The sequence below is a fragment of the Herbidospora solisilvae genome, assembly GCF_009901565.1.
Classification (GTDB): Bacteria; Actinomycetota; Actinomycetes; order Streptosporangiales; family Streptosporangiaceae; genus Herbidospora; species Herbidospora solisilvae.
This window is the reverse complement of the sequence record NZ_WXEW01000003.1, coordinates 337,319-350,700: the sequence shown is the minus strand read 5'-3', so window position 1 is coordinate 350,700 and position 13,382 is coordinate 337,319. Positions and strand designations below refer to the sequence as shown.

The following is a 13,382-nucleotide window of genomic DNA, read 5'->3' as shown; positions in this document are numbered from 1 at the left end:
CGACATGACCACAGAGCAGGAACGCGCCGACCTCATCGAGTCCCTCGCCGCGCAACGCCGCTTCCTCCGCCACGCCGTCGACGGCCTGACCGACGAACAGGCCCGCCTCCGCCCGACGGCCAGCGACCTGTGCCTCGGCGGCATCGTCAAGCACGTCGCCCTGATGGAGGCCGCCTGGGCCCGCTTCGCCTCGGGCGGCGCGGAGGCGATGCAGGCCGTCCAGGTCGACTGGGCGAGCCAGTTCCGCATGGAGGACGACGAGCAGCTCGACGACCTGCTGGCCATCTGGGAGGGCACCGCCACCGCGACCGACGACCTGGTCCGCACCCTCGACCTCGACCAGGTCCACGAACTGCCCCGCGCACCGTGGTTCCCGCCGGGCGCGACCCGCTCGGCCCGCCGTGCCTTCACCCACCTGTTCGGCGAGATCGCCCAGCACGCGGGCCACGCCGACATCATCCGCGAGACCATCGACGGCCAGAAGACGATGGCCTGACCCGGCGAGCCTCCGGCTCTCGCCCGGGGGCGCGGCGGAGCATTGACGACCATGACATGGACTCAGGACGAACTCGTCGCCATCGGAGAGGCCGAGGAGCTGGAGATCTCGCCCCAGCGGGCCGACGGCAGCTTCCTCAAGCCCGTCACCGTCTGGGTCGTCCGGCACGACGACGACCTCTACGTCCGCTCCTACAAGGGCGAGGGCGGCCGGTGGTTCCGGGCCGCGCGGGAACGGGGTGAGGGGCACGTGAGCGCCGGCGGGGTCAGCAAGGACGTCGGGTTCGTGCTGGAGGGCGACTCGACGGTCAACGACGGGATCGACCTGGCGTACCGGATGAAGTATCGCGACCAGGACACCGCCTACGTCGACCCGATGGTCGCCGGTCCGGCCAAGGAGACGACCATCCGGCTCGTGCCCCGTCAGGCCGCCACGCGGTAGAAGCCGGGCAGGCGGTCCCTGCTCACGTCGATCGGGTCGACGCGGATCACCGTTCCGGTGCGCAGGGCGTTGATGACCTTGCCGTCGCCGATGAAGACGGCCACGTGGCGGGTGTCCGACGGACTGCGGCCGTAGAAGACGAGGTCTCCTGGGCGGCCGGTCGTCGACCTGGTCAGCTTCCTGAGCTGGCCGTTGGTGTTCTCGCCGCCCAGGACGTCGCGGCCGTAGGCCAGGTGATAGACCCAGCGGGCGAAGCCCGAGCAGTCGACGCCGAACGTCACGTCGGCGCGGCACGGGAGCGGGCCGGTGTACCAGTTGCAGGTGCCGAACGACGGGCCGGGGGCCGAGCCGTGGCCGCCGCCCCACGCGTAGGGGACGAAGCCGCCCTGCCAGCCCTGCATGGCCCGGCCGTCCTTGATCGCGGTGGCGATCCGCACGATCTCCGAGCCGGGGGTGGGCTCGGGCGGGGCGCAGTCGGCGGCCGTCGTGACGGCGTTGCCCATGAAGCCGTCGGTGCCGAAGGTGAAGACGGCGCCGTCGCCCGCCGCGAGGGTGTAGCCGTCGGCGGTGGCCGCCGCGACGCCGATGACGGGCTTGGCGAGCCGCAGGGACGCCGCCGAGCCGTGGAAGGCGGCCCCGGCCAGGGCGAACACCGCGCCGTCGGCGCCGGCGAGCACCAGTCCGGCGCCCGCTGAGGTGGCGGAGACGACGGGGGCCTTCAGGTTCGAGGGCTTCTTCGGTACGGCCGCCGCGTCCCCGTACGCCCAGACCGAGCCGTCGGCCGCGACGAGCCAGTAGCCCTTCCCCGACGCGGTGGCCACGATGTCGACGACCGCATGTCTGCGCGCCGTGAGGGTGCCGTCGGGGGCGACCACGGTGCCGTCGGCGGTGGTCAGCCACAGGCCGCTCTCGGTACGCGTCGACCCGACGACCGGGGAGGTCAGCGCGGGCGTGGTCGTGCGGGCGACCTTCGCGTCGCCATACGCCCAGACGGTGCCGTCGGCGGCGGCGAGCCAGTAGCCCTCCCCCGACGCGGTCGCCTCGATGGTGGCCGCGGGCCTGCCGGGGGAGCCGAAGAGCTTCGCGGTGCCGTAGGCGTGCACGCGGCCGTCGCGGCCGGCCAGCCAGTAGCCGCCGTCGAGTGACGTGATGCCCGCGATCTCGCCCGGCGGGCACTCGTCGGGCGGGGTGGCGGCGCGGGCCGGAACCCCCACGAACAGGGCGAGCAGCAGGACACAGGCGAGCACGATCCTTCGCATGAAGCGGAGCATGCCGGGCCATCACCGGCCTTAAGGGTCACTGGTGACGATTGGTATGACAGGGAACCGGACGGACACGTCACGACGTCTGACCCGGATGCGCATAGGGCATGCCCGGCTGATCGGCGCGGCAATCAGCGGGGGCGGGCGGTGTCCGGAATGGACTAGGTTTCAGTTGAATCTTCAAGTCAAAAGGAAACCCCCATGAACATAGCCCTCTGGGTCGTCGCGGCCCTCCTCACCCTGGCCTTCCTCGGCGCGGGCGCGATGAAGATCGGCCGTCCCAAGGAGGAACTGGCCAAGTCGGGCCTCGCGTGGACCGAGGACTTCTCGGCCGGGCAGGTCAAGGCGATCGGTGCGGTCGAGGCGCTGGGGGCGCTCGGGCTGGTGTTGCCGGGGGTGACCGGGATCGCGCCGATCCTCGTGCCGATCGCGGCGACCGGGCTGGCCGTCGCCATGGCGGGCGCGGTGCTCGTCCACGTGCGCCGCAAGGAGCTTCCGCAGGCCGTCCCGGCGGCCGTGCTGCTGGTGCTGGCGGCGTTCGTCGCGTGGGGGCGCTTCGGGCCCTACCCGCTCTGAGTTCTCCCCAGGCTGTGGACAACCTCGCGGGCCGTGTCGTGGAGCACGATGATCGACGACGCCGCCACCGCGAGCACCGCCGCCAGCACGTCGGTGGGGTAGTGCACCCCGAGATAGACGCGGGCCAGCATCTGCCCCACCACGAGCACCGCGCCGACCACGACGACCCAGGGCCGCCGGGCCAGCACCCAGGCGGCCACGGCCACGGCGGCCGTCAGGCAGACGTGCCCCGATGGGAAACTCGTGTCGCCCATCTCGCCGAGCATCGAGAAGGCGACCGGCGGCCGGGGCCGGTCGAACACGACCTTCAGCAGCGCCCCGAGCCCCCACCCGGCCAGCACCACCAGCAGCGCCCGCACCGCCTCGGGCGTCCGCACGACCAGCACGAACACCCCCATGGCCAGGGAGATGACGATCCCGGCCTCGGTGCCGAACAGCAGGTTGAGGATCAGGGCGACCCCGGTGAGGACGGGGTTTCTCGCGTCGTGGACGACCTGGACCAGCGCCCCGTCGACGGCGGTCCAGGCGGGGGTCTCGGCGACGACGCCGAGCACCGTCACGAGAACCAGCAGCGGCAGCCCGGCGACAAACCTGATCACCATTTCACGCTAGGGAGCATCTGGTCAGCGGCCGATGAGGGTTCGGTTAACCCTCCGTTCACTTTCCGACCGCCTGGGACGATAGCGACATGACGCCCGAAGGGACCCCACTGCGGCAGCGTGCCCTCGCCGCGATCCTCGGGGTGACCGCCCTCGCGATCGTGTTGTTCGCGGTGCCGCTGGCGGTGCTGACCAACGACCGCTACCACGACCGGACCGCCTCCGAACTGGCCCGCAGCGCCTCCCGACACGCCACCGCCCTCCGCGACGACCCCACGGTGCTGCCCCGCGAGGACGACGAGGACATCGTCATCGGCATCTACTCCCACGAGGGCAAGCTGACCCGGGGCGCCGGCCCGGCGACCTCCCCCCTCGCCGCCCGCACCATCCGCGACGGCCTGCCCCACCAGGGCGAGGAAGGCGCCGACTACGTCGCGGCGGCCCCCATCCCGTCCGGGACGGGCGTGGTCCGGGTGTCCACCCCCTCCGAGGAGGTCGACGAGGAGGTGTACGAGGCCTGGCAGCTCATCGCGATCCTGGCGCTGGCCGCGCTCGGCGCCGGGGCGGCAGTGGCCATCTACCTGTCGCGGCGGCTGGCCATCCCCCTCGAACGGCTCACCGGCGCCGCGCAGGCCCTGGGCGACGGCGACTTCACCGTACGGGCCCCCAAATCGGGTGTCCTGGAGGTCGACCAGGCGGGCGAGGCCCTCGCGGCCACGGCCGGGCGGCTCGGCGAGGTGCTGGCCCGGGAGCGGGCGTTCAGCGGCGAGGTGTCCCACCAGCTCCGCACCGGCGTGACCGGCCTGATGCTGGGCCTGGAGTCGGCCCTCGACCGGCCCTCGCCCGTGAAGGTGGCCAGCGCCATGGCGCGGGCCGAGCGGCTCCAGACCATCATCGAGGACCTGGTGACGCTCTCCCGCGACGCCGGCCACGCCCCGCTCGACCTGCCGGTCCTGATCGCGGAGATCCGCGCCGACTGGGAGGAGGTGACGATCCGCGTCGACGACGACCTCCCCGAGGTGACGGCCTCGACGGCGGCGGTGCGCCAGATCCTCCTCGTGCTGCTCGACAACGCCCGGCGGCACGGCGCGGGCGAGATCACCCTGACCGTGACCGACGTCGGCGCGGGCATCGCCGTGAACGTCTCCGACGAGGGCGACGGCGTGCCCGAGGGCCGCGACATCTTCGGCCGCATCCCCCGCGACGGCCACGGCATCGGCCTCGGCCTGGCCCGCTCACTGGCCGAAGCGGAGGGCGGCCGGCTGATCCTCAGGCGCGAACGCCCGCCGACCTTCAGCCTCCTGCTGCCGAGCCGCTGACCGTCAGGCCTCCATCCGGTAGCCGCGCCCCCGGACCGTCGTGATCCGGGGCGCCCGGCCGCCGGGCTCCTCCAGCTTGCGCCGCAGCGCGAACACGTGGACGTCGAGCGTCTTGGTCGAGCCGAACCAGTTCTCGTCCCAGACCCGGTCCATCAGCTCCTCGCGCGTCACGACCTCGCCCGGCTGCCCCGCCAGCACCGCGAGCAGGTCGAACTCCTTGGGCCGGAGCGACAGCTCGACCCCGTCGAGGTAGGCCCGCCGGGCCGCGACGTCGAGCCGCAGCCCGCCCACCGACAGCGCCCGCCCCGGCGACACCACGGCCTGCCGCCGCAGGTGGGCCCGCAGCCGGGCCATCAGCTCGGCCAGCCGGAACGGCTTGGTCAGATAGTCGTCGGCCCCCGCGTCGAGGGCCACCACGACGTCGAGCTCCTCGGTCCGGGCGGTCAGCACCACGATCACCGCCTCGGGCGCGGCCAGCCGCAACTTCCGGCACACCACCACGCCGTCGACGTCGGGCAGCCCCAGGTCGAGCAGCACCAGGTCGGGCGCTCCGTCGTGGGCGAGATCGATGGCCGACCGCCCGGTGACGGCCAGCACGGGGACATACCCGTTCACGCCCAGGGCCTCGACCAGTTCGGCCCCGATCACCGGATCGTCCTCGACGACGAGCACCTTCGCAGCAGCCACCCGTTCATCCTGCCGGATCAGGCCCGCCACCCCTACCTGAGAGTGACGCGGACCAGCCGCCCGCCTTTCTACCGTTGGAGCCATGAGGTTCGGACCGCTTCCCCGCGCACTGGTCGTCGTGGCCGCCGTGCTCCTGGCCATGACGGGCGACGACCAGTTCGCCCAGATCGTGGCCGTCGTGCACGCCGCGATGCTGGTCGCGGCCCTGTGGTGGCCCGTGCCGGCCTGGGCCGCGTCGAGCGTGCTGCTCGTCTGGGTGCAGCTCACCCACCCGCCGGGCGCCAACGACACGATGTACGGGTGGCTCGTGCAGGCCGGGATCGTCCTGCTGCTGGCCCTCCGCCTCGACGCCGGGAAGGCCGCCCTGTTCACCGCGGCCGGCGTGCTGCCGGTCCTGCCCGGCGGCCCGCTCGCCGTGGTCGCGGTCGCGGGGGCCGGGGCGGCCGGGTGGCTGATCCGCAGCCGCCGGGACACCCAGGCGGCGCTCGCCGAGGAGCGCGGTCAGCGGGCACTCCTCGAAGAGCGGGCCCGGATCGCAAGGGAGCTCCACGACGTGGTCGCCCACCACATGTCGGTGATCGCGATCCAGGCCGACGCGGGGCCCCACCGGGTCGCCGACCCGCCGCCGGAGCTGACCGAGGCGTTCGCCACGATCCGCTCGACCGCGCTGGAGGGGCTGGGCGAACTGCGCCGCCTGCTCGGCCTGCTCCGGGCCGAACCCGACGTCAGCCCGCAGCCGTCGCTCACGGACCTCGACCGGCTGGCCGCGGGCGCGACCCTGGAGACCACCGGTGACCTGGGGGACGTCCCGCGCGGGGTGGGGCTGAACGCGTACCGGATCGTGCAGGAGGCGCTGACCAACACGATGTGGCACGCACCCGGCGCGGCCGTCACGGTCCGGGTCGTCCGCGACGACCGCGAGCTCCGGATCGGCGTCACGAACACCCGCCCGCACGACCCGCCCAAGGCCGGGCCCGGGGCCGGGCACGGCATCCTGGGCATGCGGGAGCGCGCGGCCATGCTGGGCGGCACCCTCACCACCGGACCCACCGCCGACGGCGGCTACGCCGTCAGCGCCGTGTTGCCCCTCACGGAGACGTCATGACCATCCGCGTGCTCATCGCCGACGACCAGGCCATGGTCAGGGAGGGCTTCTCGATCCTGCTCGGCGTCCAGCCGGGGATCGAGGTGGCCGGCACGGCCGTCGACGGCGCCGACGCCGTGGCCAAGGCCGCCACGCTGGCGCCCGACGTGATCGTCATGGACGTCCGGATGCCCGGGATGAACGGCATCGAGGCCACCCGGGAGATCACCCGCACCCTCCCGGCCCGCGTGCTCATCCTCACCACGTTCGACCTCGACGAGTACGTCTACGAGGCGCTCCGCGCCGGAGCGAGCGGTTTCCTGCTGAAGGACGCCTCCGGCGACCGGCTCGCCGAGGCGATCAGGGTGGTCGCGGCGGGCGACGCGCTGCTCGCACCGGCCGTGACCCGTCGCCTGATCAGCCAGTTCGCCCGGCAGGGCGGGGTCCCGCCGCCCGACGTCACCGAGCGGATCGCCGGCCTGACCGAACGGGAGACCGAGGTGCTGGTCCTGGTCGCCCGGGGCCTGTCGAACACCGAGATCGCCACCGCCATCCACGTGGCCGAGCAGACCGTCAAGTCCCACGTCGGCCGCATCCTGTCCAAGCTCCACCTGCGCGACCGCACCCAGGCGGCCGTCTTCGCCTACGAGACCGGCCTGGTCACCCCCGGCCGGATGACCTTCTAAGGAACCCCCTCATGACAAGAGTTCTCTTTCGCATGCTCAGAATCGTGATCGCCCTCGTGGCCTCACTGCTCGCCTTCGTGGCCGGGGCGCTCGTCCTCGGCGGCTACGTCCCCGCGATCCCGAAGGCCGGCATCATCGGCCCGGTCCTGACCGGCCAGTATCCGTTGCACGTCGCCCTGATCGGGCTGGCCGGCCTGCTGCTCGGGCTGCTGGCGCTGCGGCTGGGCCTGCGGCGGTGGGGCCGCGTGCTGACCGTGGTCACCTCGGTCGCGACCGCCGGGGCGGTGGTCGTGGCGGGCCTCCAGGCCAAGGCGGCCTACGAGGCCGGGACCGACGTCCAGTGGGCGGAGATGTTCACCCAGATCGCCTACCCCGGGGTGCGGCCCGACGTCACCGAGACGTTCGCCGGAGACCTCCAGGCCGACGTCTACCTGCCGCGCGGCGCCTCAGCCAGGACGCCCGCCATCGTGCTGGCCCACGCGGGCGGCTTCCACACCTTCGACCGCGGTGACCTGCGCGGCACCGGCCGCTGGCTGGCCGACCACGGCGTGGCCGCCATCGCCGTCGACTACCGCCTGTCGGCTCCGGGCGCGCCCACCTGGGACAGGGCACCGCAGGACTTCGTCTGCGCCCTCGCCTGGACCCGCGCCAACGCGGCCCGGTTCAACCTCGACGTCGACCGGTTGTCGATGGGCGGCATGTCGGCCGGCGGCGGCCTGGCGCTGAACGCCGCCTACCGTCTGCGGGCCGGGGAGATCACGTCGAGCTGCGGCGACGTCCCGCCGCCTCCGGCGAGCGTGGTCGGCTTCTACCCGGTCACCGACGTGTCGGAGATGTGGACCCGGAACGTCGACGGCAGCCGGAACGCGGCGGTGCTCTACACCGGCGGCAGCCCGTCGGAGTTTCCCGGCCGCTACCGCGAGGTCTCCCCGAAGACGTTCGTCCGGCCGGGCCTCATGCCGACCCTGCTGGTCGTCGGAGACCGCGACCGCAGCGCCCGCCCCCAGGACGTGACCGCCTTCGCCCGGCTGCTGGCGGACAACGGCGTCCCGGTGACGACGAAGATCCTCCCGTTCGCCGAGCACGCCCCCGACGACGCCTACGGCAGCCTCCCCGCCCAGCACAGCCGCCAGATCCTCCTGGACTTCCTTTCATAGTTTAATTGATTTGGTTACCATACAAACTAAGATCCAGGGCCCCGCCGCACTCTCCCCGGCGGGGCCCTTACGCGTCACTCGTCCGGCAGCAGATACCGCCACGACAACACGAACACACCCGACTTGGTCTCGAAGATCGGCAGTCCGGCGTCCGGCACCGGCGGCGCGGCCTTGACCAGGGCCGGGACCTCCGCGCCCGTCAGGTCCTTCTGCCACACGGGGTCGATCTGGCCCGACGGCTCCGGCACGCCCGCCGGCCACGGCGTGCGCTTGCCCTCGGCGGTCGGCACCGACTCGGCGACCACGCGGACCCGGTCGGAGGTGTAGGCCTCCTTCTTGTCGGCCGCCTTGGTCGCCAGGCCGTCGAGGAGCTTCTTGGCCTCGACGAGCTCCTTGGGGTAGAAGTCGGCGACCTGGTCGAGCGCCTCGGCCCGCACCTCGATCAGCTTGCCGTCGTCACCGGCCACGGCCAGCACGGTCGCCGGGATGTCGGTCACCATCGGCGCGCCCGGCTTCGGCGTGGCGGTGGGCGGCTGCCCGGTCAGGTACTTCCGCAACGCGTCGACGGTCTGGGTGACCTCGGCCTCGGGGATGGTCATCCGGTACGCCGCGTCGGCGATCACCAGGCCGTCGCCGTAGACGACGACCCGGGGGGCGCGCAGCACGTTCATGCTGGCGGTGACGAACCCGCCTTCGGCCCGCAGAACCGCGACCGGCGTGGCCGGGGCGCTCTTCTCCGGCTCGGCCGCGGTCGCGGTCGGTTCGCCGCCGCCACAGGCCGTGACCAGCGACAACAGGGCCACCAGCAGGGTGGTTCTCAGTCTCATGCCCCAGAGACGTAAGGCCGGTCACGGTGGTTCAGGCGGGAGTCGCATGTCACAGGATCGGGTCTGATCACGCACTCAGATCGCACAGTGCCGCGACAGCCGCACGGTCACCACGAGCCCGCCGCCCTCCCGGGGACGGGCGGCGACCGTGCCGCCGTGGGCGGTGGCGATGGCCCGCACGATCGACAGGCCGAGGCCGGTGCCGCGCTCCGAACGTCGGCGGAACGGCTGGAAGAGGGTCTCGACGTCGTACGCGGGCACGACCGGGCCGGTGTTCTCGACGGTCAGCTCGACCCCCCTCGCATCGGCCCGCGTGGTCAGCCACGCCCGCCCGCCGGGCGTGTTGTGCCTGACGGCGTTCTCGAACAGGTTCTGGACCAGCCGTTCGACCAGCACTGGGTCGCCCTCGGTCACCGCTTCGGCCACGTCGTGGCCGACGGTCACCGCACGTTCCAGGGCCTCGGCCGCCCCCAGGTCCACGACGTGTTCGACCACGTCGGCCAGGTCGAACGTGCTCGTGTCGGTCAGCGCCTGCTCCCCCTGCGCGAGCGCGAGCAGCCCGTCGATGAGCCGTTCGTGCCGTTCGTTGACGACCAGCAGCGACTCGCCCAGCCGCACCACCTCCTCGCTGGCCCCGGCGCGGCCGACGGCCACGTCGACGAGGGTCCGGTTGACCGTGAGCGGAGTGCGCAGCTCGTGCGAGGCGTTGGCGATGAAGCGGCGCTGGCCCTCGTGGGCGCGGGCCAACCGCCCGAGCACCCCGTCGAAGATGTCGGCGAGTTGCCGGATCTCGTCGTCGGGGCCGTCGTAGCCGACACGTTCGGTCAGGTCGTGGCTGAGCGCCACCCGCCGGGCCGCGACGGTCACCCGGCGGGCCGGGCGCAGCGCCCAGCCGGCCGCCCACCATCCGGCCGCCGCCGCGATCAGGGTCGCCGCGAGCACGACCAGGCCGCCGAGGTCGCGCACCCGGTCCTGGGTCTGCTCCAGGTAGGCGCGCTTGACGGCCAGTTCGTAGAGCCCCGAGAACGAGGGGTTCCCGCCGTCGGAGGAGAAGACCAGCGTCGTCATCTCCTGCGGCAGCGGGCCCATCGAGCCCCGGACGACGAGGAACACGCAGCCCAGCAGGACCGCGCCGATGACCAGCACCGTCCCGCCGAACAGCAGCGCCATCCGGGCCCTGATGCTCAGAGCAGGCGATAGCCGACGCCGGGCACGGTCTCGATGACCGCCGGTTCGCCCAGCTTGCGGCGGAGCTTCATCATCGTGGTCCGCACCGTGTTGGTGAACGGGTCGGTCTGTTCGTCCCACACCTTCTCCAGGAGTTCCTCGGCCGACACCACCCCGCCCCGCGCCCGCAGCAGCACGGCCAGCACGCCGTACTCCTTGCGCGCCAGCGGCACGTACCGCCCGGCCCGGAACACCTGCCGGTGGGCCGAGTCGAGGCTCAGGTCGCCGCGCCGCAACACCGGCGGGTCGGCCGGGCCCGACCGGCGGCCGAGGGCGCGGACCCGGGCCACCAGTTCGGCGAACACGAAGGGTTTCGGCAGGTAGTCGTCGGCCCCCAGGGCGAGCCCGGCGATCCGGTCGGGCACGCCCCCGAGCGCGGTCAGCATCAGCACCCGCACGCTCCCGGCGACCGCACGGCAGATCTCGTCGCCGTGCACGCCCGGCAGGTCGCGGTCGAGCACCAGCACGTCGTAATCGCCGGCGGCGAGCAGGGTCAGCGCGGCGGCGCCGGTGTAGGCGACGTCGGCCGTCATGGTCTCGGCCCTCAGCCCGGCCACGACGGCGTCGGCGATCATTCGTTCGTCTTCGGCGACCAGGACCCGCATCCGGCCCAGGATGTCAGAGGGCGAATAACGCGGACATAACCAATTCTGTTTATGCCGTCCAGATGACAATTCTGGTGGACTCCCGGCGATGTCATTCGCCGCGCCACTGTTTCTGTGGTTCTTCATGCCGGCCACGCTCGTGGCCTATTGGCTGCTGCCCCGGTTCCGGAACGGGATCGTCGCGGTGGCCAGCCTGGTTTTCTACGCGTGGGGCGCGGGGGCGTACACGCTCCTGCTGTTGTCGGCCATCGCGGTGAACTACGCCGCGGGGCGGGTGCTCGGCCGGATCGAGCGCCGCCGCACGATCGTGCTCGGCGCGGCGGTCGGGTGGAACCTGGCGATCCTGGCGGTCTGGAAGTACGCCGGATTCGCCACCGAGCAGCTCCGCGCCCTCGGGATGGAGGGCGTGCCGCTGGTCGAACTGGCGCTGCCGATCGGCATCTCGTTCTTCACCTTCCACCACATCTCCATGTCGTGGACGTCTACCGGCGCAGCACGCCGGCGCAGACCAGCGTGGTCGGCTTCGTGACGTACATCGCGATGTTCCCGCAGCTCGTGGCCGGTCCGATCGTCAGATATCACGAGATCTCGGGCCAGCTGGCCAGGCCCGTCGAGGGCGGGCTCGCGGCCGGGTTCCCGAGGTTCGCGCTGGGGCTGGCGAAGAAGGTGGTCATCGCCGACTCGCTGGCGCCGATCGCCGACGCCGCGTTCGCGCCCGGCGCGGAGATGTCCACCATGACGGCGTGGGTGGGCGCGCTGGCGTACACGCTGCAGATCTATTTCGATTTCTCCGGCTACTCGGACATGGCGATCGGCCTGGGGCTGATGATCGGATTCCGGCTGCCGGAGAACTTCGACCGGCCCTATTCGGCCCATTCGATAACCGATTTCTGGCGGCGCTGGCACATGTCGTTGTCGCGGTGGTTCCGCGACTACGTCTACATTCCGCTCGGCGGCAACCGGCACGGCCCGTGGCAGACCTATCGCAATCTGCTCACCGTTTTCGTGTTGTGCGGCCTGTGGCACGGCGCCGACTGGACCTTCCTCGTCTGGGGCCTCTACCACGGCGTCCTGCTGGTCGCCGAACGGGTGCTGCGCTTCCGTCCCGGCCGTCTGGTCACATTCCTGCTGGTCGTCTTCGGCTGGGTGGTGTTCCGCGCCGAGAGCATGCCGGCCGCGTGGCGCATGCTCGGCGCGATGGTGACGTGGCGGCCCGGCCCCCTCGACGAGTTCGTCGCCCACGCCGCCAACCCGCAACGCCTGGCCGTCTTCGCGCTGGCCCTGCTCATCGTGTTCCTGCCCGGCCGCCCGCTCGGCCCGCTGGTCGCGACCGGCCCGCGCCCGCTCCGCACGGCGGTGACCTGGCTGGCGGCCCCCTACGCCGCGCTGCTGGTCGCCGCCGGCACGTTCAGCCCGTTCCTCTACTACCAGTTCTGAGGTGTACGCCCATGCGCACCCGCCTGGCCGCCCTGCTCTTCTTCTTCGCCCCCGCCATCGCCTTGGCGGCCGGGGAACGCGCCGTGGAGATGGAGAACCGGCCCCTGCCGCCGCTGCCCGCCCTCGACGGCGACTGGACCGCGTGGGCCACCGCCCACCTGCCCTTACGCGACGAGGCCGTGCGCGCGAACGTCTTCCTGACCGAGTCGCTGTTCGGCCACGCCCCCGCCTACGGCTTCGGCTACCCGAGGGTCATCGAGGGCGAAGACGGATGGCTCTACTTCGGCGACGACGTGACCGAGGCCTGCCGGCCGAAACGCGCGATCGCCGAGACGATCGAGGCGCTGCGCCGCCTGGGCGAACGCGTCGAGGCGGCCGGCAAACGCTTCGTCCTCACCGTCGCCCCCGACAAGACGACGGTCTCCCCCCAGTGGCTCCCGTCGCGTTTCCCCGGCCGGGACTGCCTACGGGACCGCAAGGAGGAGTTCTGGACCGCGCTCCGAGAGGCCGATCTCCCCTGGTACGTCGACCTGCGCGCCCCCTTGGAGGAGCTCCAGCGCACCACCGGGCAACCCGCCTACTGGCGTACCGACAGCCACTGGACCGACCGTGCCGCCGCGACCTACGCCGCCGAACTGGCCCGCGTCCTCGACCCGGCCCTCGCTGCCGGCACCCGCCTGGAGTTCACCGGCCGCGAGCCGCGAGAGGGCGACCTGGGCCGGCTGCTCGGCTCTCCCCGGGAGGAGACGATCGACCGCCACCGGCTCGACCGCACCGGCGCGGCGCTCTACGAGCCGAAGACCGTGCTGATCGGCGACTCGTTCACCCGCAACTCGATGCCGTGGTTGCGCCCCTACTTCGCGAACCTGACCTACCAGCGCAACGACGGCCCGGTGACGTGGGACGACGCCGAGACGGTGATCGTGGAGATCGTCGAACGCCACCTGGTCGGCGGCAGCTCTCCCCTCCTCTGAGATCC

16 protein-coding genes are annotated in these 13,382 nt (G+C 72.4%); 10 read left to right on the top strand and 6 right to left on the bottom strand.

The window, feature by feature from the left end; genetic code table 11:
• Positions 1 to 4: 4 nt before the first annotated feature.
• Together GT755_RS11280 and GT755_RS11275 are read left to right on the top strand one after the other, a co-directional pair.
• Positions 5 to 496, top strand: coding sequence for a DinB family protein (locus tag GT755_RS11280; RefSeq protein ID WP_235966468.1), 492 nt, complete (start codon positions 5 to 7; stop codon positions 494 to 496).
• Positions 497 to 547: 51 nt separating this feature from the next.
• The gene (locus GT755_RS11275; RefSeq protein ID WP_161479667.1) at positions 548 to 937 is read left to right on the top strand and encodes a DUF2255 family protein; all 390 of its coding nucleotides are present in this window, start codon (positions 548 to 550) and stop codon (positions 935 to 937) included.
• Here GT755_RS11275 and GT755_RS11270 read toward each other — a convergent pair.
• Entirely contained in the window at positions 919 to 2,196 is a 1,278-nt protein-coding gene (locus GT755_RS11270; RefSeq protein ID WP_161479666.1) for a C40 family peptidase, read from the bottom strand. The two genes, GT755_RS11275 and GT755_RS11270, sit on opposite strands and share 19 nt — an antisense overlap.
• 204 nt (positions 2,197 to 2,400) lie before the next feature.
• Here GT755_RS11270 and GT755_RS11265 point away from each other — a divergent pair, with 204 nt between their 5' ends.
• Positions 2,401 to 2,775: a DoxX family protein gene (locus GT755_RS11265; RefSeq protein ID WP_161479665.1), complete on the top strand. Its 375-nt coding sequence runs from the start codon at positions 2,401 to 2,403 to the stop codon at positions 2,773 to 2,775.
• Here GT755_RS11265 and GT755_RS11260 read toward each other — a convergent pair.
• Entirely contained in the window at positions 2,763 to 3,374 is a 612-nt protein-coding gene (locus GT755_RS11260) for a phosphatase PAP2 family protein (protein WP_161479664.1), read from the bottom strand. The genes GT755_RS11265 and GT755_RS11260 overlap by 13 nt on opposite strands.
• Positions 3,375 to 3,463: 89 nt before the next feature.
• On the opposite strand from GT755_RS11260, the gene GT755_RS11255 reads away from it, so the two are divergent.
• Complete coding sequence (locus GT755_RS11255; protein WP_161479663.1) at positions 3,464 to 4,693, top strand: sensor histidine kinase; 1,230 nt, start codon at positions 3,464 to 3,466, stop codon at positions 4,691 to 4,693.
• A 3-nt stretch (positions 4,694 to 4,696) separates the two neighbouring features.
• Here the strand turns inward: GT755_RS11255 and GT755_RS11250 are convergent, their stop codons facing one another.
• Positions 4,697 to 5,380, bottom strand: coding sequence for a response regulator transcription factor (locus tag GT755_RS11250; RefSeq protein ID WP_328794295.1), 684 nt, complete (start codon positions 5,378 to 5,380; stop codon positions 4,697 to 4,699).
• An 82-nt stretch (positions 5,381 to 5,462) separates the two neighbouring features.
• On the opposite strand from GT755_RS11250, the gene GT755_RS11245 reads away from it, so the two are divergent.
• The 3 genes from GT755_RS11245 to GT755_RS11235 are packed head-to-tail and all read left to right on the top strand — an operon-like array spanning position 5,463 to position 8,307.
• Positions 5,463 to 6,485, top strand: coding sequence for a sensor histidine kinase (locus tag GT755_RS11245; protein WP_161479661.1), 1,023 nt, complete (start codon positions 5,463 to 5,465; stop codon positions 6,483 to 6,485).
• On the top strand, positions 6,482 to 7,150 hold the full coding sequence (locus GT755_RS11240; protein WP_161479660.1) for a response regulator: 669 nt from the start codon (positions 6,482 to 6,484) through the stop codon (positions 7,148 to 7,150). The genes GT755_RS11245 and GT755_RS11240 overlap by 4 nt, the downstream gene beginning before the upstream one ends.
• A gap of 44 nt (positions 7,151 to 7,194) precedes the next feature.
• Complete coding sequence (locus GT755_RS11235) at positions 7,195 to 8,307, top strand: alpha/beta hydrolase (RefSeq protein ID WP_161479659.1); 1,113 nt, start codon at positions 7,195 to 7,197, stop codon at positions 8,305 to 8,307.
• Positions 8,308 to 8,381: 74 nt separating this feature from the next.
• On the opposite strand, the gene GT755_RS11230 is transcribed toward GT755_RS11235, so the two are convergent.
• The 3 genes from GT755_RS11230 to GT755_RS11220 form a co-directional block, all read right to left on the bottom strand.
• On the bottom strand, positions 8,382 to 9,134 hold the full coding sequence (locus tag GT755_RS11230; RefSeq protein WP_161479658.1) for a hypothetical protein: 753 nt from the start codon (positions 9,132 to 9,134) through the stop codon (positions 8,382 to 8,384).
• A 75-nt stretch (positions 9,135 to 9,209) separates the two neighbouring features.
• On the bottom strand, positions 9,210 to 10,304 hold the full coding sequence (locus tag GT755_RS11225; protein ID WP_161479657.1) for a sensor histidine kinase: 1,095 nt from the start codon (positions 10,302 to 10,304) through the stop codon (positions 9,210 to 9,212).
• Positions 10,305 to 10,318: 14 nt separating this feature from the next.
• Complete coding sequence (locus tag GT755_RS11220) at positions 10,319 to 10,966, bottom strand: response regulator transcription factor (RefSeq protein ID WP_161479656.1); 648 nt, start codon at positions 10,964 to 10,966, stop codon at positions 10,319 to 10,321.
• A gap of 124 nt (positions 10,967 to 11,090) precedes the next feature.
• On the opposite strand from GT755_RS11220, the gene GT755_RS39480 reads away from it, so the two are divergent.
• The 3 genes from GT755_RS39480 to GT755_RS11210 are packed head-to-tail and all read left to right on the top strand — an operon-like array spanning position 11,091 to position 13,377.
• Positions 11,091 to 11,495, top strand: a complete 405-nt coding sequence (locus tag GT755_RS39480; protein ID WP_235966467.1) for an MBOAT family O-acyltransferase — start codon at positions 11,091 to 11,093, stop codon at positions 11,493 to 11,495.
• Positions 11,441 to 12,403 (top strand): MBOAT family O-acyltransferase, encoded by a 963-nt coding sequence (locus GT755_RS11215; RefSeq protein WP_328794294.1) that lies wholly within the window; start codon positions 11,441 to 11,443, stop codon positions 12,401 to 12,403. The genes GT755_RS39480 and GT755_RS11215 overlap by 55 nt, the downstream gene beginning before the upstream one ends.
• A gap of 11 nt (positions 12,404 to 12,414) precedes the next feature.
• Complete coding sequence (locus GT755_RS11210; RefSeq protein ID WP_161479655.1) at positions 12,415 to 13,377, top strand: alginate O-acetyltransferase AlgX-related protein; 963 nt, start codon at positions 12,415 to 12,417, stop codon at positions 13,375 to 13,377.
• The last annotated feature ends 5 nt before the right edge of the window (positions 13,378 to 13,382 follow it).

Coding starts and splice junctions, on each gene's coding strand:
- GT755_RS11280 (WP_235966468.1), top strand. CDS start 5: ATGACCACAGAGCAGGAACGCGCCGACCTCATCGAGTCCCTCGCCGCG.
- GT755_RS11275 (WP_161479667.1), top strand. CDS start 548: ATGACATGGACTCAGGACGAACTCGTCGCCATCGGAGAGGCCGAGGAG.
- GT755_RS11270 (WP_161479666.1), bottom strand. CDS start 2,196: ATGCGAAGGATCGTGCTCGCCTGTGTCCTGCTGCTCGCCCTGTTCGTG.
- GT755_RS11265 (WP_161479665.1), top strand. CDS start 2,401: ATGAACATAGCCCTCTGGGTCGTCGCGGCCCTCCTCACCCTGGCCTTC.
- GT755_RS11255 (WP_161479663.1), top strand. CDS start 3,464: ATGACGCCCGAAGGGACCCCACTGCGGCAGCGTGCCCTCGCCGCGATC.
- GT755_RS11245 (WP_161479661.1), top strand. CDS start 5,463: ATGAGGTTCGGACCGCTTCCCCGCGCACTGGTCGTCGTGGCCGCCGTG.
- GT755_RS11240 (WP_161479660.1), top strand. CDS start 6,482: ATGACCATCCGCGTGCTCATCGCCGACGACCAGGCCATGGTCAGGGAG.
- GT755_RS11230 (WP_161479658.1), bottom strand. CDS start 9,134: ATGAGACTGAGAACCACCCTGCTGGTGGCCCTGTTGTCGCTGGTCACG.
- GT755_RS11225 (WP_161479657.1), bottom strand. CDS start 10,304: ATGGCGCTGCTGTTCGGCGGGACGGTGCTGGTCATCGGCGCGGTCCTG.
- GT755_RS11220 (WP_161479656.1), bottom strand. CDS start 10,966: ATGCGGGTCCTGGTCGCCGAAGACGAACGAATGATCGCCGACGCCGTC.
- GT755_RS39480 (WP_235966467.1), top strand. CDS start 11,091: ATGCCGGCCACGCTCGTGGCCTATTGGCTGCTGCCCCGGTTCCGGAAC.
- GT755_RS11210 (WP_161479655.1), top strand. CDS start 12,415: ATGCGCACCCGCCTGGCCGCCCTGCTCTTCTTCTTCGCCCCCGCCATC.